The organism is Arthrobacter sp. B2I5 (assembly GCF_030816735.1).
In the GTDB taxonomy this organism is placed as follows: domain Bacteria; phylum Actinomycetota; class Actinomycetes; order Actinomycetales; family Micrococcaceae; genus Arthrobacter.
This window is the reverse complement of sequence record NZ_JAUSYF010000001.1, coordinates 1,622,395-1,645,781: the sequence shown is the minus strand read 5'-3', so window position 1 is coordinate 1,645,781 and position 23,387 is coordinate 1,622,395. Positions and strand designations below refer to the sequence as shown.

At 53.6% G+C, this 23,387-nt stretch carries 28 protein-coding genes; 9 read left to right on the top strand and 19 right to left on the bottom strand.

From position 1 onward, the window contains the following. Window positions 1-13 precede the first annotated feature (13 nt). The 5 genes from QFZ60_RS07870 to QFZ60_RS07850 are packed head-to-tail and all read right to left on the bottom strand — an operon-like array spanning window position 14 to window position 4,959. On the bottom strand, window positions 14-808 hold the full coding sequence (locus tag QFZ60_RS07870; RefSeq protein ID WP_307089552.1) for a phage minor head protein: 795 nt from the start codon (window positions 806-808) through the stop codon (window positions 14-16). Then, on the bottom strand, window positions 783-2,726 hold the full coding sequence (locus tag QFZ60_RS07865; protein WP_307089551.1) for a DUF935 family protein: 1,944 nt from the start codon (window positions 2,724-2,726) through the stop codon (window positions 783-785). The genes QFZ60_RS07870 and QFZ60_RS07865 overlap by 26 nt, the downstream gene beginning before the upstream one ends. 16 nt (window positions 2,727-2,742) lie before the next feature. After that, window positions 2,743-4,053, bottom strand: a complete 1,311-nt coding sequence (locus QFZ60_RS07860; RefSeq protein WP_307089550.1) for a PBSX family phage terminase large subunit — start codon at window positions 4,051-4,053, stop codon at window positions 2,743-2,745. After that, window positions 4,028-4,465, bottom strand: coding sequence for a terminase small subunit (locus QFZ60_RS07855; RefSeq protein ID WP_307089549.1), 438 nt, complete (start codon window positions 4,463-4,465; stop codon window positions 4,028-4,030). The genes QFZ60_RS07860 and QFZ60_RS07855 overlap by 26 nt, the downstream gene beginning before the upstream one ends. Beyond that, window positions 4,465-4,959 (bottom strand): hypothetical protein, encoded by a 495-nt coding sequence (locus QFZ60_RS07850; protein WP_307089547.1) that lies wholly within the window; start codon window positions 4,957-4,959, stop codon window positions 4,465-4,467. The genes QFZ60_RS07855 and QFZ60_RS07850 overlap by 1 nt, the downstream gene beginning before the upstream one ends. Window positions 4,960-5,086: 127 nt before the next feature. On the opposite strand from QFZ60_RS07850, the gene QFZ60_RS07845 reads away from it, so the two are divergent. Beyond that, on the top strand, window positions 5,087-5,410 hold the full coding sequence (locus QFZ60_RS07845) for a hypothetical protein (RefSeq protein ID WP_307089543.1): 324 nt from the start codon (window positions 5,087-5,089) through the stop codon (window positions 5,408-5,410). Window positions 5,411-5,662: 252 nt separating this feature from the next. Here QFZ60_RS07845 and QFZ60_RS07840 read toward each other — a convergent pair whose 3' ends face one another. From QFZ60_RS07840 to QFZ60_RS07825, 4 genes are all read right to left on the bottom strand, one after another. Continuing rightward, window positions 5,663-6,097, bottom strand: a complete 435-nt coding sequence (locus QFZ60_RS07840) for a hypothetical protein (RefSeq protein WP_307089541.1) — start codon at window positions 6,095-6,097, stop codon at window positions 5,663-5,665. Window positions 6,098-6,236: 139 nt separating this feature from the next. Further along, window positions 6,237-9,041 (bottom strand): DEAD/DEAH box helicase, encoded by a 2,805-nt coding sequence (locus QFZ60_RS07835; protein WP_307089539.1) that lies wholly within the window; start codon window positions 9,039-9,041, stop codon window positions 6,237-6,239. 8 nt (window positions 9,042-9,049) lie between these two features. Beyond that, window positions 9,050-11,113, bottom strand: coding sequence for a site-specific DNA-methyltransferase (locus QFZ60_RS07830; RefSeq protein ID WP_307089537.1), 2,064 nt, complete (start codon window positions 11,111-11,113; stop codon window positions 9,050-9,052). Window positions 11,114-11,254: 141 nt separating this feature from the next. Continuing rightward, window positions 11,255-12,205 (bottom strand): hypothetical protein, encoded by a 951-nt coding sequence (locus QFZ60_RS07825; protein ID WP_307089535.1) that lies wholly within the window; start codon window positions 12,203-12,205, stop codon window positions 11,255-11,257. 132 nt (window positions 12,206-12,337) lie between these two features. Between QFZ60_RS07825 and QFZ60_RS07820 the strand changes: the two genes are divergently transcribed. From QFZ60_RS07820 to QFZ60_RS07810, 3 genes are all read left to right on the top strand, one after another. Beyond that, on the top strand, window positions 12,338-12,622 hold the full coding sequence (locus QFZ60_RS07820) for a hypothetical protein (protein WP_307089534.1): 285 nt from the start codon (window positions 12,338-12,340) through the stop codon (window positions 12,620-12,622). 192 nt (window positions 12,623-12,814) lie between these two features. Further along, window positions 12,815-12,955, top strand: a complete 141-nt coding sequence (locus QFZ60_RS07815; RefSeq protein ID WP_307089532.1) for a hypothetical protein — start codon at window positions 12,815-12,817, stop codon at window positions 12,953-12,955. Further along, window positions 12,956-13,627, top strand: coding sequence for a biosynthetic peptidoglycan transglycosylase (locus QFZ60_RS07810; RefSeq protein WP_307089529.1), 672 nt, complete (start codon window positions 12,956-12,958; stop codon window positions 13,625-13,627). It begins immediately after the preceding gene. Here the strand turns inward: QFZ60_RS07810 and QFZ60_RS21650 are convergent. The 6 genes from QFZ60_RS21650 to QFZ60_RS07785 form a co-directional block, all read right to left on the bottom strand. Continuing rightward, the gene (locus QFZ60_RS21650; protein ID WP_373427668.1) at window positions 13,624-14,145 is read right to left on the bottom strand and encodes an HNH endonuclease; all 522 of its coding nucleotides are present in this window, start codon (window positions 14,143-14,145) and stop codon (window positions 13,624-13,626) included. The two genes, QFZ60_RS07810 and QFZ60_RS21650, sit on opposite strands and share 4 nt — an antisense overlap. A gap of 190 nt (window positions 14,146-14,335) precedes the next feature. After that, the gene (locus QFZ60_RS07805; protein ID WP_307089527.1) at window positions 14,336-14,848 is read right to left on the bottom strand and encodes a hypothetical protein; all 513 of its coding nucleotides are present in this window, start codon (window positions 14,846-14,848) and stop codon (window positions 14,336-14,338) included. After that, complete coding sequence (locus QFZ60_RS07800; protein ID WP_307089524.1) at window positions 14,845-15,036, bottom strand: hypothetical protein; 192 nt, start codon at window positions 15,034-15,036, stop codon at window positions 14,845-14,847. Before QFZ60_RS07800 ends, QFZ60_RS07805 begins: the two co-directional genes overlap by 4 nt. Then, entirely contained in the window at window positions 15,033-15,392 is a 360-nt protein-coding gene (locus QFZ60_RS07795) for a YopX family protein (RefSeq protein ID WP_307089523.1), read from the bottom strand. Before QFZ60_RS07795 ends, QFZ60_RS07800 begins: the two co-directional genes overlap by 4 nt. Continuing rightward, window positions 15,389-15,811, bottom strand: coding sequence for a hypothetical protein (locus QFZ60_RS07790; RefSeq protein ID WP_307089521.1), 423 nt, complete (start codon window positions 15,809-15,811; stop codon window positions 15,389-15,391). Before QFZ60_RS07790 ends, QFZ60_RS07795 begins: the two co-directional genes overlap by 4 nt. Before the next feature lie 566 nt (window positions 15,812-16,377). Next, window positions 16,378-16,587 carry a hypothetical protein gene (locus tag QFZ60_RS07785; protein ID WP_307089519.1) on the bottom strand — a complete coding sequence of 70 codons (210 nt, stop codon included), beginning with the start codon at window positions 16,585-16,587 and terminating at the stop codon, window positions 16,378-16,380. Between the two features lie 306 nt (window positions 16,588-16,893). Between QFZ60_RS07785 and QFZ60_RS07780 the strand changes: the two genes are divergently transcribed. Further along, window positions 16,894-17,841, top strand: coding sequence for a hypothetical protein (locus tag QFZ60_RS07780; RefSeq protein ID WP_307089516.1), 948 nt, complete (start codon window positions 16,894-16,896; stop codon window positions 17,839-17,841). A 51-nt stretch (window positions 17,842-17,892) separates the two neighbouring features. Then, on the top strand, window positions 17,893-18,294 hold the full coding sequence (locus tag QFZ60_RS07775; RefSeq protein ID WP_307089514.1) for a hypothetical protein: 402 nt from the start codon (window positions 17,893-17,895) through the stop codon (window positions 18,292-18,294). A gap of 50 nt (window positions 18,295-18,344) precedes the next feature. Here QFZ60_RS07775 and QFZ60_RS07770 read toward each other — a convergent pair whose 3' ends face one another. The 4 genes from QFZ60_RS07770 to QFZ60_RS07755 form a co-directional block, all read right to left on the bottom strand. Further along, complete coding sequence (locus tag QFZ60_RS07770) at window positions 18,345-18,533, bottom strand: hypothetical protein (RefSeq protein WP_307089512.1); 189 nt, start codon at window positions 18,531-18,533, stop codon at window positions 18,345-18,347. A 336-nt stretch (window positions 18,534-18,869) separates the two neighbouring features. Continuing rightward, on the bottom strand, window positions 18,870-19,325 hold the full coding sequence (locus QFZ60_RS07765; protein WP_307089510.1) for a hypothetical protein: 456 nt from the start codon (window positions 19,323-19,325) through the stop codon (window positions 18,870-18,872). Window positions 19,326-20,074: 749 nt separating this feature from the next. Continuing rightward, window positions 20,075-20,302 carry a hypothetical protein gene (locus tag QFZ60_RS07760; protein ID WP_307089509.1) on the bottom strand — a complete coding sequence of 76 codons (228 nt, stop codon included), beginning with the start codon at window positions 20,300-20,302 and terminating at the stop codon, window positions 20,075-20,077. A gap of 88 nt (window positions 20,303-20,390) precedes the next feature. Continuing rightward, a complete protein-coding gene (locus tag QFZ60_RS07755) occupies window positions 20,391-21,161 on the bottom strand; it encodes a replication-relaxation family protein (RefSeq protein WP_307089507.1) in 771 nt (256 codons plus the stop codon). Between the two features lie 728 nt (window positions 21,162-21,889). Here QFZ60_RS07755 and QFZ60_RS07750 point away from each other — a divergent pair. From QFZ60_RS07750 to QFZ60_RS07740, 3 genes are read left to right on the top strand one after another with little or no spacing between them, the layout of a single operon-like run. Next, on the top strand, window positions 21,890-22,135 hold the full coding sequence (locus tag QFZ60_RS07750; RefSeq protein WP_307089506.1) for a hypothetical protein: 246 nt from the start codon (window positions 21,890-21,892) through the stop codon (window positions 22,133-22,135). Window positions 22,136-22,150: 15 nt separating this feature from the next. Beyond that, window positions 22,151-23,059, top strand: coding sequence for an ERF family protein (locus QFZ60_RS07745; protein ID WP_307089504.1), 909 nt, complete (start codon window positions 22,151-22,153; stop codon window positions 23,057-23,059). Continuing rightward, entirely contained in the window at window positions 23,060-23,365 is a 306-nt protein-coding gene (locus QFZ60_RS07740; RefSeq protein ID WP_307089502.1) for a hypothetical protein, read from the top strand. It begins immediately after the preceding gene. Window positions 23,366-23,387 lie beyond the last annotated feature (22 nt).

Sequence of the window (23,387 nt, the reverse complement as noted above, 5' to 3'; positions counted from 1 at the left end):
GCCTAAAAGTCAATCAATAAATGTAGACTAACGAACAACGACAGCGTGGGTGTGCTGCTGGATGATCTAGTTCTGCCCCATTAGGAGTGGTGAAAAGCTCATCAATGTCGATCGTCTTACCTATTAGCGGAGTACATAGCTGGCAGGCCCCTCGTAGCCCGTCCCAGGTCTTTTTCTTTGCGCCTGTGGCGGAGGCATAGTGCCTGAGACCAGTCTGATAGGCATTCACTGGTTCGGTCTGAGCAATAAGGTCGGCACGAACTGGATTGTCGATCACGGTCCTCAGCCTGGCTGTGGCTTTCTGGGCGTCTTCTCCCAACGCGATGCTCTTTGCCACTGACTCGCGGATCAGCTTCCTGGTGGTTTCAGTAATGCCCTTGACCATCTGGGCGGTGTAGAGCCTGGCGGCCTGCATGATCGCGTCGTCAAGCGAGCTAAAGCCCATATGGATGCCGTAGAGATACTCGCCCGCGATTGCACCAGTAGCGATGAGTTCGGTGATCAGTTCGATCGTGGCGGCGGTTAGAAGGACCTGCTCTTGATTCCAGACAGGATCATCGTTGTTGGCGACAGGGCCGGCATCAGCTTTGATGGGCTCCGGTAAGCGGGACCAGTCCACATACTTGACCGCCCGATCGGACAGCTCGTGCAGATACTCCCCTACTGCCGTTTCTAACGACGCCTCAAGCTCAAGTAGTCGCCTGAAGGTATCCGGGCTTGCTTTGTAGCCGTCCTGCCATTCCTCCGAGGCGTGGATAGCTACGTGCAGCTCTTCACGAGCCTTAAGCAGCTCTGCTCTTGTTGCCATAGAGGAGCCTCGTAAGTGATGCTGATACTTTCGTCGCCAGGTTCTTCAGTGCGCTGGCCTCCTTGGGGCTGCCATCAGCGTCTGGCAGATCGCCGTAGTTAATGCCCGCTGTCTTCAGGGTCTTACCGTTGAAGGCGGTTCCCAAATAGTCCACCCAGTCATCGATGTCTGCGTCCTTCGAGACGTAGGCCAGGGTCAGATGGGGCTTGTACTCGCTGAAGGTTTGAATATGAGGCAATAGGGTGAGGCGCTCGTGGCCGTCAATGAGTTCAGGCGTCTTCTCGATGTGGGCTATGACAGCGAAGCTATCCCCAACATCGAAGTAGTCAACGTCTGCGATCGTGACTGAATCCAGGGACCACCCTTTGAGTACCGCATCAACCTTGTCTTTCCAAAGGTTGCCGTTCTCTAGGAGCCCATAGAGCAGTGTCACGTGCGCCTCAGTCTCCGCCACCGCACCCATAGCGTGGTCACTTGGCTTGGTCGATTGAATCAGGTCCGCTTCAAAATCAGCAGGCAGATGCGTCATCACGTTCAGAGTCTCAGTGTCCATCATGATGCAGCCGAGATTGCTTGGGTCGATGCCAAGATCGTCGTAGAGCCCCGGGACATCTTTGGAGCTAATCTGCGCTTCTATGCGGCGGGTCTCCTTACGTGCTGCAGTGATTGCCTCAGCTGAAGCCTTGTCTTTTGGTGTCGTGGCTGCCGACCTCGAAGGGCGAGGTCCATCCGGGCTCATCTCCGGGAAGCCAAGGAGGTTGCGGACGTGGGCCTCGTCTTCATCACTAGGAGTGATTAGTCCTGCGTCGTTGAACTTGGCAAAGGCATCGGCCAGTACCGTGATGTTCTTCTGGTCAACAGCGCCGGAGGCAACGGTCGGGTAGGTGTCCACGTTGTAGTTGAGGTCGACCAGCGTCTTGACCACGTAACCCATGGTGTCTTTGACGTAGTCGAGAACCGCTTGAACCGACTGGTTGAACAGCTCGTGGTGATCCTCGCTGGTGGACCGCGTGCCGCTTCCTCCAGCAGCGCCGATCTCCAGGAATTGAGCCAGGACGTTCTTGGTTATCTGGCGATCATGTCGGTCAATGGATGGCTGGATGTCCTTGAGGCTATTCCCCTGCATGTCCATGAAGTTGATGTCCCAGCCGTTGGGCTCCTCGATGTATGCCTCTTCATTGGCACGGAGGTTACGAGCAGCGTTCTGAGCTGCCGCGCGCTGAGTATCAGTAGCGGTTGAGGGGTACTTGATCTTGACGACACCGAGTGAGTGCCGTTCATGTCCGACTGCATCAATTTGGTAGTACTTGTCAACGTAGAACCAGTGTTTATAGGCCGTACGAAGGATGCTGCGGCCCGCATAATTGTCGCCCTCTTGCTCGTTGGTGAAGACCACGATCTTTTCCAATGGGATCGGGACCATCTTGCCGTCGGACTTCCTGAAGGTGATGCCAGGGGTGTTGTCGTCTGCTTGCCAACTAACAAGGCTGGTCTGCTTCCTGAAGGCTAGCTTTGTGAGCACCACACGGTCGACACCATCAACGGACTCAACGCCAAAGACCATCTCGTGCACCGAGAAGCCAAACTCCAGGTGCGTCAGGATCTCGCCCAGGATTTGTGACCACTTCAGGCGCTCGAAAAGGTTCCAGTGGACGAAGTCGCTGATCTCAACATCGAGATCGTCATCCGTTGCCGGCTTCATGAAGAACTTGGTGGACTTGATCGGCAGCTTCACTGCACGGAGGGAGGCGCCGACTGTTGCATCGGAGCGGCGCATTTCATCCCAGACAAGGAGGCCGCGGTAGCCAGTCAGATTCCGGTTGTATTCTTCGCCGGTAATGACGCCATTGAAAATCTGGACCCCGGTGTCTCCGATTTCTGAAGAAGTCAATATTTTCTTGTTTGACTGGCTTGCCATCTGTCTTCAGATTAAACTAGAACTTATTACTTAACAAGCCTGAAGTAATCGTTCCAAAGCCGGAATCCGTATCGTCATCTCGCTGATATTGAAAATCTCCGGGCATGACATTGTAAAAGCACATGATCAGGGCATCAGCCTTATCCGGAGATCTAAAGCCGCGCTTCTTATAGTCGCCCTTGCCTTCCACGGCTCGTCGCCCTTTGGTGTCCATCTTCCACTGCCTGGTGGTGAGCTCCATGAGCAGATCTTCGTCTAAGTCGAGCTGTATCTGATCCATAAGCTGGGCCAAGTGGAACCAGCCCTCGCTGATCATGTTCGGGTATCTGTCCGGGTCGTTGGCCGCGTCATTGAAGTTGAGAGGCACGACCCGGTAACCGCGCCGGATCATCTGGTCAGTCACTCCCCCACCGACGCCCGTGTCGTCGATCTTGATGATGATCGTCTTGTCGAAGTTGACGAACACTTCCAACTGATCCGCGACTTCATCCGTGCGTAGCTTGCTGTGGACCTGTTCGCCAATCTTCTTGTGACCGCGGCGCATCATGAAGACAGTTCGGTCATTGCCCATCCTGGCCACGTCGACCCCGACTTCTAAAGCACCTTCGTCATCCAGCTTTCGCTCCATAGCCATAAGCACTGAATCGCGACTAATAATCGCGTTGTCCGCTTGGGAACGAGGTTCGCCTAACCACACGTGGGCATAGAGACTGAGAGAGGTGGCTTTATCCGCCTCCATCTCTTCGCGCAGCTCATCGGGGAAGAGGCCGGCTCGGTCCAGAACGTCGTAGTTCACCCTGGCGACGTAGGTACGCTGACGTTCCGTGCGAACGTACCGGACATAGACCGGGTCGAGGTCATTCATGCGGTTGAAGGTGAAGATCAGCTGACTGCCTGGCTTACGGATAGTAGGGACCAAGACGTCCAGGCTGGACTCGCTGAGGCTTTGAGATTCCTCGCACCACACAATGTCGATGCCTTCCATGGACTTGATCTCCGTGGAGTTGTGCCGCAAACCCTTGAAGATGAACTCGGTGCCAGTGATCTTGTTCCGGATGGTCTTATCGGTGATCTCGTAGTCGGTGAAGCCGTTGTTGTTGATGATGTCGGAAAGTAGCTTGTGGACAGAATCACCGATCGTGTTCTGCAGCTCGCGCGTACAAAGGATGCGGAGCTTCTTCTGCCGGCCACGAAGTATCAGCGCCAGAGCGACGTGCTGGGACTTACCCGAGCCACGGCCACCGTAGAAGACGATGTTGCGCCAGGTCTCGTTGAAGAGCTCCTCGTATTCTTCGAGGAACTTAATCCGTACTTGGTTGGTCCCCACTACGGACGATCTCCACCAAGGCTGTCATTGGTTTGCCATCAGTCGTATGGTCAATCTGGGACTGCTCGACGTACTGATGTTTGTTCTTCAGATAGAACTGCGCAAAAGAGCCAACATAGCGACCTGCCATGGCGTTCCCGACGATCATCTGCTCTTGCAGCTGTTGGGCCTGACTGTACGCATTCGAAAACTCCTCGTGAGACTGCTTCCACTCCCACATAGTCGACATGGTGACGCCGATGGAAGAAGCGAATCGCTCAAAGGTCGGCAGCTCAGTTACCACAGTCCTAGTCACGGGGTATGGCTCGCCCTTGTAGTACTTTGTCTCTTCTTCCTGATACGTGAGCGGCTGGTCGAAGTATTCGATGATCGACTTGCAGAAGAGCTTCTTGTATTTGGTGGGCCTAGCCATTACGCCATCACCGCCCGCTGGTCCCTTGAGAAGACAATGACCTTGATCGGCAGCTCGTACTTGGTGATTACCTGGTATAGCACCTCATCGTACTGGGTCGTCAGGAGGTATAGCTGGTCCATATGAGCATTGTTTTGATTAGCGATCACTGAGTAGGAGAGGAGCTGGGAGATGCTTCGGGAGATGTCTGAGAATGATCCAGTTGGGCGTTTGCACTCTATGCCGATACGGCGGCCATCTTTGAGCCTTACCATCAGATCAATGCGCGGCTTGTTGGCACCGAATGGTTTGAGATCAGTTAGATACCACTCGCGAACGTGCGAGAGGTACGAGGCCCCGAGCTCCTCTTCCGCGAACTGCGCTAGGTTCACCTCCAGAAAGTCGACAAACTCGCGCTCTGACTTCCATCCGCAAGTTGACGTCCTAAAATCATCGACAGAAATACGACGATGATCACCATGGACTAAATTGTTTTGCAATGGTTGAGCTGCCATATTGCCACTATTTACTCATAAATAGTCTAAAATTAAAAGCAAAACACCTCAAATTAGCCCTATATTGTCAGTGCCATAGGGTATATTGTTATTGTCCGATAAAAACAAACAAGAAAGGAAAGAAGTAATGGCTCAACCAAATACTAGGAGGAGGGATGTCACAGTCGCGGCTACAGCGGGAATTATCGTCCTGTTTGTGGCTCAAGTAGTGACAAGAACATATCAGCAGGTGCCAGCAGGAGTTTGGAACTATTGCATTGGAGTAACCGGTGGCATCGTCGGCTTCATCGCCTCGATGGCATTATTCAACAAGTTCGTATTTGACCCGCTTGAAAGAAACTCCGACGGTCCAGTCTGGAAGGCGTTTACATGGATGGGCATCGCGTTTGTTGTCGTAATGGGCGTTACCTTGGGCACCACCTGGCTTGCACAGGAACTGTTCGCCAAATAAAGCACAGATGACCGCACCTTCAACTGGTGCGGTCATCTGCTGTCTGCGGTTGAACTACTTCTTCTTGGGTGCCGGAGGTGGGGTTCCCTTGGAACCGCCCCTGCTCTCGCTGAAAGTAGAACCGCCACCGGTTCCCTTGTGCGACAGCTCTCGTTCATTAGACTTTGACATCGCCATCGTAGTGCGCGGAATCCTGGTCGGAGGCTCAGGATTGTAGCGCGGTGATTCTTCTTTTCCCACCAAACCAACTCTCTAAATGATGTGTGCGCTCATGAGAGCCACAGTGACCGGCATCGCTAGCCAAGCTGCAACAAGTATCCCATAACCCCAAACAATCAACTTGGCGGCCTTTTCAATACGCTCCAGATCGTCTGTAAGTCCGTCCATACTGTCTTCAACGATGCTGTACTCGGTGCTGTACGGGTCCGCACTCAACCTTTCATGGAACGACAGTGTGGCGTTTGCATCGGTGCCCTTTGAGGGGCGCATCGACACGAGACCGATCACAGCAGCAGCGATCGAAAGGACGATGCCTATGAATTGCCAGCCCGTAGTCCAGTTGTTGGCTTGAACAGTGCTGTAGACGCCGGAAGCGGTAACCAGGATGGCGGCACGCGTGTGCATGTTTCCCATCCGGGCATTGACGGCAGTTCTTTGCCGGTCTACTTCTGAGTGCACGAGCTTCATTTGCTCCACTGGAAGTAGCGGCTCACTTGAGGAGCTTTTCGAAAAGGGCAGACGCAAGCTCATAACCCCACTAACCAGACGCCTCAGAGGTGGTGCCGACCGTGGGACGTCACTGTTGCGTCTCTCTTCAGACAATGCCTTAGTACTTCCCCGCGTACTCAAGGTATAAGGCCTCAGGCCGAGCCTCACGGTAACCCTCAACTGCTTCCTGGACTGCCCTGTCTTTCATGTTCAAGGCGTAAAAGACTTCATTGATCTTGATGATCGATTCAATCCGCTGGTACTGGTCACCGTGATCCTTGGCGTACTTTGCAAGCCCCTTCAGCTTTGGTACCGAGTCACTAAGGCTCTGGGCATGAGGGTCGAGGATCGACGCGACGATGCCGTCCTGTGTTTCGTGGAAGAACACGAAGTCTGGAGCCATGCCCTTGTGCTTCCCGTTCATCACATAAGGGACAGTCAGCGAGGCCGACCCAGAGTTCGGGTTACGGTACCAGGCGATGCAGCGATCGTCGTTGAGTTCGGAGTTCAACACGTGAATCTCCCACTCGTTGAGTTTCACTGGATAGTCCCCTGTAGCCGATGACAGCAAGTGCTTCGGCCACACCACCTCAGCCACGGGGAACGGCTTATTGGCGGGCAGGGACACGACAGTAGGCTCTGGCTCCGTCGCCTCCGACCGGATCTCGTCCAGCTGAGCCTTCAATGCGGCCGGGGACTTGTTGATCTCTGTCTGGAAGTCCTTGAACCATTCAAGGATGGTTTCGTTAGCCACCTTCTCCAGCTTGTCCTTGACGCTTGGCATATGAGCCACGACAGCCACAGACATCATCGCCGTGTAGACATCGCCATCTTCGCTCAGGCGTTCGTTGAGGTAGCCGTCAGCCATGGACTTACCAATGCGCCGGCCAGCCTGGGCAAACAAGTGTTCAACGCCCTTGGAGTCAATTTCAACTTCCTCCTGAGCATCAATGTCCAGAGCCTGTCCGCCCTCAAACAGCGTCGTCACCTGGTTCTCAATCAAGAAGTGGGCAAGTCTGGTTTCTTCATCGGCAAACTTGCCGCTGGCATCCAACTGCCAGCGGGCCTCACGAAGAACGGCCATCAGTCGTTCATTAGCCATCTTCGAGGCACCCTGGAGGATGGTGTTTGTGCCGCCGCCAGTGATAAGCGTTGCAAAGCTTTTCAGCCTGTCCACCTGGGAGCGGTATTGAACACCAGGAATGACATAAGAAGGCAGGGACAGCATGGTCTCGAAAACCTTGCTGTCAACTGACGGGTTATGTGTCAGGGTCACGGCTTCGCGAGTGAAAACACTCATGCCAGTCGGTCCCTTAGATTCGTCCTTGTCTGCGTCAGCATCGATGACGATGAGTTCCTCTTGGATCTCTACCGGAACCTGAGGCACCGGAGGAATCACCTCGCCCTCATTGTCCAAGATGGGCGTTGTCTGCTCTGCGGCTATCTGCTGGCGGATGCGCTCTTCCTGGAGTCCAGTGTTTACTGTCGTCGCGCGCTTAGCCAGTGTGGTTCCAGCCAGTGTCTCCTCGGTAGACGGGAAGAGAGGCAACATCTCATCTTCTACCGTCTCGCTATCGCTTCCCTGGGGATGCACCCACTCCTGGCGGAAGCTGTCATCCCCCAGTCTCAACCGGTCAGCGATTTGCTGAACGCCGGCCTTGTTGAAGCGAGGCAGGAAGCAGTGGACGTAGTTGAGCGTCTCGTTTTTCTCAATCCTCCGTGCCAATGGGGTCCGGAGCATGCGTCCAACAATCTGCGTGATGGCGTCCGGATCATCCACCTTGCGATAGGAAATCATGACTTCTGCCCTCGGGCAGTCCCAGCCAGTGGTGATTGCCTGCTTACACAGCACTACACGAATGTCGTGGTCATCCTGAATATCCTCAGGATTGGAGTACGCGATGCTGTGAGGCCCGGCCATCAAAGTTTTGTGGTCAGTAAGCGTATGGGCAATGTTTACCGTGCGGAGTCCTGGCCACGCCTCAAGAATCGTGGTCACAATCGGAGCCACGATCTCAGCCATCTCGGCGTCGTTGGAAGTGTTGGCAATCTGGACAACCAGTGCAGGCAGCACATGAGGCTCATTCGCGGCTTCGGAGTAGTCTCGCCATAACTCTTCGTACTTCACGGTCGTCGCGACTGCGTGGCGAAGCAAAGCCGACTCATTGAACGTCGCACCCGATTGCTCAGGTGATGAAAGGACCAGCCCGTCTTTGAGTAGGCCCGAATCCTGTACTTCTTCAACCGCAATCTTGGTGGCCATGACGCGGCGGTCTATGGCGTCCATGGCCTTTTCAAAGCGGCGTGGCGTCGCGGTGATGCCCACGATAACCGGCGCCGCGGGCCGACCAGTCCGCGCGCCACCAATAATCCTGGACACGATCGTGTCGCGCGTATTATCAGTCTTCATGCCCACGTGAGCTTCGTCGATCATGATGACCAATTTGTCCGGTCGGGTCCGGATAGTGTTGGTCAGCGTCGACCAGAAGGAATGCTGACGCTTATCTCCGCCTTCTTTTACGAGACGGCCGGTTGAGTTGAGCTTCTGAATATTGAGAAAGTAGACCTTGCCTGGATCGAGCACCTCTTGATCAAAGCTCGGTTCAATGATCTCCAAGCTGCCATGCGAAATCTTGTCGGAAGCGGTCAGAAACTTCCGTGAGGTCTGCTCGTTCAGCGAACGGTCATCTGAAACCCACAAGAAAGTCAGATCAGGCTGACCTAGAGCATCTTCTGATCCGAATAGGGCAGCCTCGATCACCGCAGCAGCGATAACCGTCTTGCCGGACCCCGTAGGGGCAGTGAGCTGAACCGCCGTTACTCGCTCACCGTCACTGGCCCTGTACCGGTTGAAGGCATCTCCGATGTCCTCAAGAATCTGGCGCTGGGCCTTTGCCTGGTAGCCACGAAGTTTGAATTTCATGAAAAGGTTTAGCCCTGCCTTGTGTTGATTTCGAAAGTCTGAAGGTAGTCGCTGTAGAGACGAACCGAGTCGATCCTCTGATCGATCTGCACGTTGATCGCTTCAAACTCAGCTTGGGAGTCGGTCACGATGAAGATGGAGCGGATTTCCGGCCGAGCGTTGACTGCCTCTACGAACGGCTCCCACTGGTCGATATCGGTTAGCAAGCCGTAGTAGCCGTAAGCCGGCACTGACCAACCCGTCTCGGGTAGTTGATCTATACGCTCGCCCTGTGCACCTGCGCGCATCCAAAGAATCGGTGCAATCGCCTCAAATCTGCGACCTAGTCTGACAAGATGGCTGTCCTCGTAAGTTAGCTTGAAGAACTCCACGTTCGCTGGTACTGCGTCCGTGGTTTCCGTCCCATCGGAACGTAACCCTGATGTCAGGGCCCTAAGACGAGGCAGAGTCACATGCTCGAAAACCCCGTTAGCTTCATACTCCGGGCTGCCCGGTTCAAAGCCAGCCCTGCGCAAACGTGCGTCGTCTCCTTCTGCCAGCTCGTTGTTAGTGACCAGGAAACACTGTCGAGCCCCGCCGTCGTCCTGATTGAGCCGAGCGATGGCCTCCACGGTGGTACCAGATCCGCCAAAAAAGTCGAGTACGATGCCTGATCGGCTCTGCAAGCAACTCCTAATTACATCCGTCACCAGACCCACTGGTTTGGGATAGGGAAATCGCTTATCGCCCAACAGAGTTTCGAGTTGTGCCGTGCCTTGAGTAGTGCGGAAATCCTTCTCCTGCCAAATCGTCGGCACCGCCATACCCTCAGTCGTATTCTCGCCAAAGGTCAAGGTTGGAGAACCGGCAACTTTGCCCGTAACCTCGAGCTCCCCACTCACTACCTTCTTAATGACTCCAGCTGGCAGGTGTTGGATGCTAAAAGCGTTGGGGTGATTCTCTACCTCATTTGGGATAATCCGGATGTACCCCTTCTCCCAGTCTTGCAAGAGACGCTTAGGGCTTTGTCGCCATACGCACTCCTCCAGCTTCCGGGAGATGGGCCAAACACATACTGAGCCGGCAGGACTCTCGTTGAAGTCATAGTGGAAGTCTTCTTTGCTGCCCGTATATGCCCCCGACTTGATGCGCTCCTCAAGCGAAGGGCCAACCCCGACGAGGTTGCCCGTCTTTATGTCTACGTAAATGGGGTAGGTCTGGTTGGCTCGATTCGTCTTCTTGAACGTAGTCAGTGTCAGAGCCTCAAACGGCGTACGCGTATTGCCGCCAGTAAACGACATTACCTCCGGGCTGAAATCCTTGGGGACGACGAAGATGAGATATTCATGTAGATATTTGAAACCGCCCGATGACTTGCCGCCGCTCGTTTGAACCGTAATTGTGTGCACGGCATGGGCTTTGAACTCTTCCTCACACAGCTGAGCCAGTCTATGGACTTCGTCGGAACCTATGCTGATAACTAAGCGTCCGCTAGGGGTCAGTAGCTTTCGGGCCAGTTTTAGACGCCTGGACATGAACGAGAGCCATTTAGAGTGACGATAATCGTCGCCGTCGGCTATGTAGTTGTCGTTATACTTCCATTCGGAATTTCCCGTGTTGTACGGGGGGTCCAAATAGATGAGATCTACTTTGCCAGCAAGAACGTACTGGAGCATCTCCAAGGCATGATGGTTCTCGGCGTTGATGACAGTATGAAAAGGCTTTTCTCCGCCACCTTCTACTCTCCCCACTGACTTAAGGCCAGGGTAGATGGGATCGCCAAACTCCCGGATAACCACCAGCTCATCTAAGGTCGCAGCCACACGTTCTTTACGATCGTCTTGGTTCATTAAGGTGGCCTTGTTGCCAGCAATCTCCGTGACGACCCAGATTCCCGCTCGAGACTTGTCTTTGAAAGCCACTTTGCCTCCACGACTTACCTCGAAGCCGGGCAGCGCTACTGTTTCAGGCCGATGCTCTTCGAACACCAGACCAAAGCTAGTCTTGGCCGCAAGCTTGTTGATCTGTTCCTGGATCTCGCTCCTGAGCTTTGAATCAGCGATCCTATCGATCAAGGTGTCGAGGTGTGCCACAGGTCTCCTTCAAAAATCAGCGAAGCTGCGCTGGTCCCATGATGGGTCTCCCAGCGCAGCTTCTATGACTTTACCCGCGCGGCGTTCCTGCTTCAGACATGACGCACCGCGCGACCAAAGGAGAGCAGTAAAGACATCCTTCTACATGCCAGCGATGCCCTGCTGCATCATGGCGCTCAAGGCATCGATGCCACCCTGGACGGTTCCAGTAGCAGCAAGCTCTGCCAGCTTCAGCAGCAGCGCTTTGACCTTGCCGCCGTCTGGAGCTGGAGAGTGGATCTCCTCTTCTACCTGGTTCGCGACAACCTGGGCTTCAGTAGTCACTTCCTCTGAGACACCGATGACTAACGGGTTCACCATCGCCCGAACGGAGCCGATGATCCGCTCCACTACTTCGATCTGCCCTTGGGTCATGGAGTTCGATTGCGTGACATTGGAGCTATCGATCGCGACGTTGACGCTCTGCGAGCCAGTGATGTTGACCTCTGTCCTAACGATCCCGGCTGAATCGAGCGCCTTGTTCACCGACTGTTCCGCCTCTACTACGCGGGTTCCCTTTGTAGTAACGGACGGACGGATCAGTTCACCGCCAGATGCCTTGTGGCCCGTGATGTATTCCTCTTCCAATAGCCACTTGGTTGCCCGGTAAAGCTCTTCCTGTGAGTACTTGCCGCCCAGGTAGTCGTTGCTGGTCGATTCCAGAAAGTCGCTGATGCCTGAGACATGACCCCCGCTTATATCCTGCTCGTAGAGCCAGTTGAGTACGTCGTCACGGAGGCGGCGGGCACGGCGGCTGGGGTTCGCTCGTAGTTCTTTGAACTCTTCCGCCACGTCTACACCAGTTTGATTCAAGACAACAGTCTGGATGCCGGCAGGCGGTGCTTCAAACCAGAGCCAGCCGCGTTCCTGAAGCGCGTGTAGGTCCCCCGTCACACTCTGACGCGGCAGACCGCGTTCCTTGGCTTCGGTAAACAATGCTCCAACACCGACCTGACGATTGCCGTCGAGGTGTTCGTAGTCGGTGAGAGCAGAAATCAGTTGAAGGTGACGCAGCCCGGTCTTGGACTGAGCGAGCGATTCAACTTCGGACAATGGGTCCCCCTAATAAGGCGCTAACTAGCTGGCTTCCTCACTGTAACGAGAGGGGGTGACATTTCCGCAGCCTTGCTCTCCGGTTAGATCCGACAGTCAGCGTGATTCGAACATATGTTCTAAGATTGGCTCGTGATCAAGTCAGGCTCCCCCGAGGACATGGAACGCATGATGGCCAGGCTAGAGGCCGACCAGAGCCGGCCGATAGACGATCCGGCTCCGATCCGAGAGTTTCCGAAGTATGGCAGGCCTCTGGTCTACGTCAGCGGGATCTACGGCAAGGCTGTTGCCTGGACGCACACCTACGGCCTGATTGAATGGCTGGACTCTTCCGGCAAGTACCACATGGGTTGGGCGCACTCTTCAAACATCAAGCGGGTGAAACCGGAAGACTGGAAGGGTGCCAGTGGCCTTTGACTTCACGGGTTCCGTCAAGGTTCTTCCCGGCATTGAATGACTTTGTTTACACTCAAAAAAGCACCATGATAAATCGCCGAATAAAGCTCTTCGGAAAATTCCCTACATAGCCAAACATTACCCACAAGCGTAAAATTGATGCTAATTCCCCCCGAATTCCCGAGGGGGTATTTCTCGTTAAAGGGAACATCAATGAAAGCGCTTCTCTGGGTACTCAAACTCCTCGTCGGCTTCATCGTCATCACAGAGCTGGCGACTGTCTCCTTCCTCTGGTTCGCTCCCCCGCGCACGTCCTACATGCTTAGGGACGGTGAGCCGATCGCCTACCAGTAGGTGTCCATTGACAACATCAGCCGGTTTGCCCTGGGTGCTGCTATCGCCCATGAGGATCAGCAGCTCGGCACACGGACAGGCGCTTTCGATATCAACGACTTCAACGCCAGAGTCAACGCCTACTTAGAGGGCAAGCCAGATCCCAGCGGCTCGACCATTCCTCAGCAGCTCGTGAAGAACATTTTTCTATGGCCCGACCAAGACGGATTCAGGAAAGGGCTGGAAGCCGGCCTCGCTACGGAGTTCAGCCTGACACTGCCTCCAAAGCGCATCCTGGAGCTCTACATGAACTACGCGCAGTTCGGTCCCCACCTTTACGGGATCTGCGCGGCGACTTGGTACTACTTTGGCCACGCCCCGTACAAGATGACCGAGAACGAGGCGGCGCAGCTGATGGGCGTTCTCCCGCTACCGAATCGCGTACGCCGAATGGAAGGTGGTGGCATCGTGCTGGATAAGGAAGCTGACAGCTTGGTGTGGGAGTACGTCAATGGTGCCGCCAACTACTGGGTGCCGAAGCAGCTTGAAGGGCTTGGCGGCTGGGAGGGTGCAGTCGCGACTGTTGGCATCACGGATAAAGCGTCAGATCATGCACTGACGCGTTCCGGGCCTGACGGATGTGCAACTATGCCTGAAAGCGTGAAGAGCATCAGTGGTCAGGGGGCAGGCTAAGCCTGTTGCTGGCCGAACCTGGCGTGTGCTCGCTCGCGTACATAATCCTCACCGAACATGATAGTCGCGCTAAGGGTCGTGTTGCACCACTTATGAGCCGTCCTTAGATTGTCCGGGTCATCGTCTCCCCCGTCGATGACGCGGATGACGTGATCCAAAGTTGGGTACAGGTCTGCAGACGGGCTGGCTTCAGGATCAGTAGGGAGGCCGCAGATCTGGCAAATGAAGTTGTCTCTTTCAAGGACGGTCTGACGGTGCTTGCCGTGGAACGTAGCGCGCCGCTGCCCCTTCTTCGGCAGTGCATCCGCGATATCTTTCCGCTTCTTGCACTCAGCGCATCGGCAGTCATCTTCCCGTCCCACTTCTTCGAGAAAAAGCGCCCGGCATGCGACATGCTGGGCCGGGAAGTCACCTAGGGGTGTGCCTGGTTCACTGCGGTACAGGCCGATTGAGTATTCAATGGGCAGCTGCTCTTTGCACTGGACGCATGTTCCGAGCTTCGCGAATCGGTAAGCCATTCTGCAGGACCAACAACAGAAGAGCCGGCTTTTTTGGTGAGACTCAAACGTCGTTTCACAGCCCTTACAGACCACTTGCGCCCTGTACACGGTCCCCCATTTGTCAGCGTTTGATTGTTTGAATCAGACCCTACCTGTGGGGCGAGTGATTAGGCACTCTGCCATGTGTAGCCAGGGGTGATTGGGGAGATCATGCCGAGACCTCTCCTATCTCTTTGATCGCCTCGATCAATGCGTTCAGTTCGTGATTCCGGAAGGCGCTTTCGGCATACACGACACCCTTGTCAAAGTGATAGCTGTTCGACTCCAGATACTCCTGCGCTGCCTTCTCTGTAAGGAACGCGACGCCGTCGTAGCCTCCCTGTGCAGGAAGTAGCTCCACATCGAAGGTCCAATGTGCTTCGTCAATGTAATTGCAGTCACAGCCATCCTCGCCGATTGACGGCAGCTTATCGAAGTCCATTTCCTCGCCGAGTAGGTCTTTACAATGGGAGCAGTAGTGATCCTCAGCCCCCTCGTAGTCAAGACGCTCCAGGTGGTCACCGCAACCATCGCGCTTCTCCACCTTGATCTCCTCGTAGATGCGGAATACTGGTGTGGCTGTATGCCGGTTGTTCTGAGTTTCTAGCTCACGAGCGGTTCGTTGCAGAAAAGCAAGCGTCGACTCACTGATTGTTATCGCTAGGGATTTTCCGGCTGTCATACCGTCTTCTCCGCGTGCTTCTGAGCAATCCAGTTGTAGAGACGTATCAGTCCGCCGAAGAGAAGTATGAGTCCGTCGGCGACCGCCAGGAGGAACAGCCCCGAGGCGAAGATGAAGGCGATGAAGATGCCCAGGCCTATGAGGGTCAGGATGCCGATGGCGTAGAGGTGTAGTAGATCGGGGCTCATGACTGAGCCTCCAGCAGTTCAGGGTTCTCGTAGATGTTGCCGATGACTTCCAGCTCAGGACCATCCTGGTCGTCGAAGCTGGCCGTGTCGTTCCAAGTGATCATGTCCATGAAGTACTTGTGGTGATCCCATTTCACTTCGGCGGTGAAGCTGTACTCGCCCTGGTTCGGCCATAGAACAATGTCCCCTTCGTAGATCTCCACACCGTTTTTGTCTTTGAGGCCGGTGTACCGCACGAGCTCCTGGGTACATGATGGCTTGATTAGCCCATATCGAAGGGCGCCGGGATGCAGGACTGGCTCAGCCCACCGGCCCAGTTCCTTGTCCCAAGCTCTGAACTTGATCTCCCCGCTCATTTCAATTCCCCCGCATCGGCTAGGGCGATGGTGAGCTTTAGGAGGGCTTTGAGTGGAGTGTCGGCTTCGACTTCAAAAGTCGTCTCTGCACTGTTAGGGCCAGTCATGTCATGCTTATACATTGCGTAGTAATAGTCACCTGATGCCATTACTAGCGGAGACAGCGGATATGCCTTGCCGTAAATGGTGGTTAGGCTCTTTGGCAGCTTCTCTAGTAGGTAGTCTGAGGTGTAGAGCGGGCAGATCGCGCTGCTACTTACTCCGGTTGCTTCCGCCCATGTTCCTTCATCGAGGATGACTACATTCGAGTGCTCCTGAGTCTTAGAGTCGTACTCGCTGTAGTAGCTTTCTACCGTGCCGGCCCACCCAATCCGCTTATACACTTCCTTACATAGCTCGAATAGTTCAGGATCGTTCATGATGACGCCTCCAGCAGCACCTGCCTTACGTCCTCGATAGTGATTGACTGTTCAAACTCTAAGTCTGTCATTGTGATTGTTCTCGTTTAGATTTATCTGTCCTTAGTATGCTCTTTCTGCTACAAAAGTAAATACTTTTATGTATGTAGCTGTGGATAACTACCACCAATTCCCTACGTCGCTACCATTGATAGGTACGCGGGCTAACCAGTGAGCTTTGGCAGCTGACCAGGTCTTGTATCTGCGCTGCATATAGCTGGTGAAGAAATCGTCCTGGCACGCGTAGTTGGTCTGCCAGTCAGGGCACTCAGCCTCTAGCTCTCCGTTACAGTCCTGGCCTAGTCCCTTGCATCCGGCGCTGTTGATCGCATCGATCCTGTTGCTGCTCTCGTGGGAGTAGATGAACGCCTTCGCTTCCGCTTCTGCGTCTGTGACCGCAGGAGAGGCCGGCTGAGGTGCTTCTACTGTCTGAGCCGGCTCATTTACCGTTTCTGCAACGGGAGCCGCTTGTACGGGCTCTATTACTGCTTCCGCCTGGATGGGCTTAGTAGTCGTGGCGGCTGTGACTACTGACCGTCTTTTGACGCTGCTGCAATGGATGCCTGATTGCTGATAGCTACGTTGCTATGGATGAACCAGCCAGTGATCGTGCCTGCTACTGCGAAGGTCATGATGGCTACGATGAACCAAGGGACTACTTCACGGACCATGAGGGTCTTAGGTGCTTTGATTTCCTGTGGACGAGCCTCTGTTGGTGTGGTTGTTGCTTTAGACATGTGATTGTTTTGCCTTGCCCACTTGGGGCGTTATGTTGATTTTGGCTTGTAGGGCCAGTGCCAGCAGCAAGACAGACATATTACTTGCGGCCAGCACTCGCCCGGCAAACTACTTGATACGAGCGAAGCGGACTTTGCTGGGGTTTCGATAGTCTTTGATCGTAAAAGTGTTGTTCATTTTGTTCTTCCTTGTTTATGTTCTGCCCTTACTTATACTCTTATGGTTATTAAAAGTCAATACTATTATTGGCTTTTCTGTGCGATAATACGTCTCCTACAGGGGTGGTACGAGCGTAGGAGCGCACGATGATCAACCTTCTCGATGGACTGCGGGACCTGAAAGCTCCGCTCGCTTCCGGCCTGATCATCTTGTTTGGCTTCTGGCTGATCTTTGCCAATGAAGTCGCCGCTGCTGGCCCTGGGCAATCCCTTGCTGGCAACATTCACCAACTGATTGATTATCTTGGGGCACCAGCGACGCTCGGCCTCGTTGCCTTCCTGGGGTACTTGATCGGACTCGTGCTCTCTTTAAACGCTGTGACCATGTTCTTGATCTTGGTTGTGCAGGAAGTAAGAGAAATGGCGCCACCGAGTCGAGAACCCATACGGTTCCTGCTTGAGATCAAACGTAATATCAACGTTCAGGTCAGCACGAACACAACTTCCGAGGACACCACACGTCGCCTCAATGAGCACATCGAAAACGCTCTGCAAGAGGCCGCCGAAAACAGGGGCTGGACACCGAGAGATATTCTTCAGGTCGTGAAACCATATCTCCTCGAGGAGTACGACCAGAAAAGTCCAGGTAACCCTCCCCTGCAGAAGGGCTTTCCTATCTGGCAAACCCCTCTGTTCGGTTCAGTTCATCAATATCTTTACGTTTCGATCGTCACCGAAATAGATCTCCTGGCTGTTCAGCTTCACGCGGAAAAGGACAAAATTTACGAAAAGTACGATAAAAACAAAACAGAAAGTGATTTCCGAGCTGCCGTCATCCTTCCGATACTTTTTGTCGCCCTCGTAACGATGATTCGATTCTTTGACGAGGGTCTAGCCATTCCAGCAATACTCACCATGCTGGCTATAGTCCTTATTGCAATCCGATTGGGTGCAAGTGCTCACCAAAGATTGATCGAAGCGAATGAAGCAGTCCTCAACGCGCTGCTCGCTAGGCAGATAAAGGCGCCGAGGTTGCAGATTTTCGAAGAAAACCGGTCCACCCACTTCAACGGTGAAGCTACGGTAACTCCCTAGTACTGTCAGCGATGATGTTGGGCCAGCAGAAAAGAAGGGTACTTTGGATGGGTGACTGAGCAGACTGAAGAAAAGGCGCCCGCCCGCGCCTGGCAGTGGCCCCTTGAATGGTGGCACGACGAGAAGTTCTGGCGCGACGTAGCGACAAGGACAGTCTCTGGTTTGGTAGTCCTGCTGATCGGCTACATTGTCGCCGTTGCTAGCGGCCTCCTGGGCATCCCGGACCTCCGAAAAGTCCTGGCTGTCCTCCTGGTCTTTGCCGGCGCAGCACTTGTGGTGTATCCCCTCGGTATGCTCTCCCGAAAAATCATCTTGTGGATCAAGAAACACGTCATTCCAAAGTGGGTTGGCGTCCTGATGATGACTGGATGGGGTCTAATCTACTTTGTACTGCTTGCTGCATGGGCGGTAATCACCCTCAACGTGACTAAGTGGGCGTACGAAAGCATCTGAGAGCTGCGGAGTATAGAGGAGTCCTCCCCGACCGGAACACCAGCTGCTCGTCACCACTCCTGCTGGCGCAGCCAAGCAAGCTCTTCATAAATCGGATCGTAAAAATTAGAACCTGGTTCAACGGTTCTAGCTCGTGAGACGGTGTTGTAGCGCGATACCAGTTGGCGAGGATCAACCTGGCACAGTCCGCCACCTCTCACCCGATACATGTCATAGGTCTTCATGTACTCAATGGTCATCGCATCTTCTACTTCGGCCGCCTTGCTAAGACTCCGTTAGTCCAATCCTACGAGTCTCTATAATCCGCAGGGGCTTATGGAGAGAACTCCACTTGGCGCCCTTACCCCTGAGGTGTTCGGTAAACCGCTTCTCAACACTGCTCCTGGCTGTGACGCCCACCTAGTACATACCGTCCTCAAGCGCCAGTACATATGCCTGATAGTCGCGGACCGGATTGTTCTCCTTTAGCCGGAGAACCCGCTGCTTTGACCTCTTATTCTTTCTGATGGTTCTAGCCTTTGACCGCTGAACGGCTACACGTCCGACCGTCCTACCCGATACACCAAGGATCGGCATCAGGCTCTCTCATCCACTACATAGCGAGGCAGCACGGTTGGCTTTGGCTTGTAGAGGCGATTCAAAACCTCAGACGCGGAAGCTCCTGTATTCTCTGTCATTCTATTGTTATTCTTGTACGAACTTTGTTCACCCCCTGGCGGAACTTTGTTCACCCCCCTACGAACTTTGTTCACCCCCCGATTCGCCGTGACGATGTCGAAGTACTTATCCGTAGTCTTCAAGTGCCCTTTGATATTCCGGCGCAAGTAGCCGGCGTCTATGAGCCGCGTTCTCATCTTCTGCAGCCCGCGAGAAGTTATCCGCATGTGTTTGGCGGCTTCCTCGACAGACTTAGTGCACCAGCGGTTGTGAGAGAGCTGGTGGACCATGTCAAGGTAGAAGTACTCAGCTATAGATACATCCAGCTGTTCGAGGACCCTGTACTTCAGGAGGGCATATAGGTCTTCTTGCACAAAGAAAAACCCCTTTCCTGACGGATTGGGGCGACCTTTTACAGTCCTATTTAATCAAATATAACCCCTTACGTCAATTACTTATGTTGGTCTTGATCGCTAGAGGTGTAAAAGGTCTCTGCTATCAGCCATCACTATGAGGCAAAGAGTGATCCGAGTCAATGGGAAAGTGTGACCACGATCATTTGATATCTAGCAAAATATGAGACAATAAGCCATAATCCAGATATGCAACCACCGAAACAAAAAGAGCTCTCACTATTCCGCACCATCAAAGTGCCGGCGTTAGTCATCCCGCGGCCGGCTTCTGCCATCGCTCAGGACCTCAAGGACGCAGAGAAAAAGAAGCGCTTGTTCTTGCCAAGACAGAACGATTGATTCATAGTGAAGGCATACCAGCTACTTTCTCGTTTGTAGCACGGCCGCACCTTCCAACCATCCTAAAAGATCAGAGCATATCCTCTCGCAGGGACATGACTCATCCTCAAACTACAAAGACCTGCCGTTACGTGATTGTCGGCAGGTCTTTTCTTATGGCTGGAACTAGTAGGCAATGAAGATGAACACGATGCTGGTGACTATGACCAGCACCAGCGGATCTGCACGGCTTAGGAGGCTTCTCACATCGTCCCAGGCTGTAGGGCGGCTTGTGCGGCGCTTAGAGATAGGTCTAAGTGATTGAAGTGCTGGGTGGCGATTAGATTCTGCAACTATTGCACCAGTCTTGGTGTCTGTGGTGACGTAGCGCATTATACGGCTTCTCCCCAGTACCCATGACGTGCCAAAGCGTCATAAACCTCATCATCGTAGGAAGCGGTAGTCATGCGTTCATCTGTGTATACGCAAAAGTTTTCCCATAGCAGCACTAGATATTCTCTGGTAAACACCTTATAGAAGAGATCTGCAGCATCTTCCAGCCCGTAGATGCTTTCAGCGGCAGTATTTAGTGCAAATAGCTTGTATTCAGCTTGTGTCATTGTGATTGTTCCTCGTTTATCTTTACTCTTTTATTATGCTCTTTTCTGTAGAAAAAGTACATACTTTTCTTAAGTCTTAAATACAACGCTAAGCAATCAACTTACAGAGGTAATCCTCGAACTTGTCTTGTACGTGCACATGGAATAGTTGCACCCATTCCTCTCCCCCGCCGTTGACGATCCGCTGTACTTCCGCTCGCCTGTATTCATCCGGCACTAGGAACACAATGAGAGGGAAGCTCTCAAGCTCTGCGTGCTTCCATGCCTGAAAGTACCGCTCCATCTTCTCTGTGAGCTGTTTACGGCGCTCCGTGGCGAGATCCACCTCTATATACAGGCCGAGCGTCCCCTTGCCCTCTACGGCAAATTCAATGTGGAGATCGGGGCGCAAATCCTGCCCAGCGATAACGCTGTGGGTTTCCGGCTCCGTGAGATAGCTACTAATAGTCCCCAGCCCTTGGCGCTCTAGGTTCAGTACGGACAGGTAGGCATCCATGATCGCCAGGCTGTGGTAGTTCACCGCATAGAGCCCAGGCCACCGCTTGCGGGTAAAGAGACGCCATCCCTCAGGTCCCAGCTGGTAGACGTACTGAGGACTGCCACCTTTGGGCCCACCAGGAAGCCGGCGGTTGATCCGAGCCAAGTACTTGTCTTTAGTCAGACGAGCTAGGACGCGAGTCTGTACGGTTTTTGAGGCATTTTCATAGAAATTCACAGCAGCAATTTGGGTTGCCGAGGCCTGGTTGAAGCGTCCGACGAGGCGGATGATGGCCAGGTCGCGGGAGGCAATTTGCATGCTGGAAGCGTAAGGGCGCTTAGTTGCGGCGCGCAACCCTGTGTTGTGGCTGGTCAGCGCCACGTTAGGGGTGCCTCGATGGACATGGTTGAAGGCCGGTTAGAACATACTGCATTTGCGCCTATTTAAGCACGTTTCTAAAGCCAAAAGAAGATAATACTAATTTACAACGCTAATGCTAAATAAAAGTATTGACTTTCATAACCACATGCCTCATAGTCTAGGCCAGGCGAAAGCGGAGCAAACAATTGTCCAGGCTCGACAGCTACTTCACCTGAAGCACATTCACAAGTCGTACAGATACATGGCCGTATCAGAGATTAATAACAGATCTGGAAGGATACGTTTTTGATTAACAACTACCTGGTGCGGGCACATGAACATACAAGTGGCGGAATAGGTAGACGCAGCAGATATCGCGACGCAAGGATGCGGCATAACGCAGTGCTATGCAGGGTGACTATACGAGTTTGAGGGCAGTGTGAGCATGAGCCTGACTCGGCAAATCCCTGCCTTGTATGTTCAACATGGCGATATAAGTACGGTGAGGGTCAAACATCTGGTGCACACAGAGAGCAGTTTCCCAATAGCCTTTCTATCGTCAGCTAGAGCGTAGCAGTGCTGAGTGTATATCACCGAGAGGTGGCGAGTGGTATTTTCTAAGTCACCTTGGTTTTCTAGACCCTGCCATATACACCAGCTCTCATACGTTCTAGCGGCCATGCGTCTGTATGACGATCAACAATCACATCTAAACGAGGTATCAATCATCGCTAACGGAGTACATCTATATGAACACACCACAACGACGCCCCGCTCAGTGGGGCAGGAAGGAACTGCAACCCTTTTCAGGTAAAGCACGCAAGGAAGAGTTACAGGCTCTCAAAGAGCTCAAGAAGCGCCTCCACACCAAGGCATCACTAGCCACCCTCCTTATCGAAGGACTCAAAGCCAGTAACCCGTGGTACGGAGAGCGCGTAGACACCCTTATAGCTAAGACCGAAGCAAAGGAAGCAGCCAAGCAACCGAAACTCTAAGAAGAAAGGAGGCCTATGGCCGAAACTGACAAAGACGTTTCACCCGAGACCGTCCAGGCGCTAAGCCCAACCCACATGCAGATACCTGCAGCAATAGCAGCAGCAATCGTGAAAGTTCAGCTAGAGGTAAAGGCGATGGGCAAGACCGCCAAGAATGGTCACTTTAACAACACATATGCCCCACTCGATGAAGTGATGGATACCGCTCTTCCCTTGCTCGCTAAGAACAAGCTGGGACTAATGCAGTGGCCGATCACCTTCAACGGCAAGCACTATCTACACACTGTCCTGGTGCACGAGACCGGCGTGAGCATGCAGTCCGATATAGAGCTGCTACTCGTCAAGCAAGATCCCCAGGGACTCGGCTCTTCACTGACCTACACAAAGCGACAGACCGTCATGGCCATTCTCGGCCTATCCGCTAAGGACGAAGATGACGACGGCAACAAGGCGAGCAATCACCTGCCGGCTCCTACCCAGGAGCAAATCGACCAGATAGTCGCGCTCTGCCGGGATCTCAAATATCCCGAAGAAGAAGTGACGAAGCGACTGATGTCGATTAGGACAGCCGACCACGCCACCGTAGCCATCAACAAGCTCAACATGGTGATCTCGGCCCGAGCTAAAGAAGTCATCGCAACGCAGCGAGCCATCGCCGTTAGCGAAGCACCTGACACTCCCGAAGACATACCGGTAGATAGCACTGAGCAAGTGCAGCAGCGTCTCCTAGCCATGGGCTTCAAAGACAACGCCACTATCAAGGCCTTCATCCGTACGGTGACGAAGAAGCCACTGCTCGGAAACTGCAAGGCGCCGGAACTAAAACTACTAAACGAAGCAATGGACCGATTCGAACGAGGCGAAGAGAAGCTTCCAGAAGATTGGTTCACTAAGGAGGTGTCTGACACCTCGGAGAACAACTAAATGTCACTTACAAAAGAAGCATATTGGAAGAACCGCCAAGAAGGTAAGCGCGGACAGGGCGAGCTAGAACGTGCAAAGTTCACTGAGTCGCAGACAGGTCACTTCATTCAGCTTGGAACACGGCTGATGCCCGCTAACAGAGGAGCAGCCCGACGCAAAGTTGTTGATCATAAGTTCACTACTAAAGGAATCCGCTCAACTAATCCCGAGCAGTCAGCAGCCATTCGTGAACGCGTCAAGCGGACAGAATCAGGTGAGCAGGCACGAGTAGCAGCTAAGAAGGCGCAAGCCACGGAGAACAACTAACATGCCCGCAAGAGGATCAAAG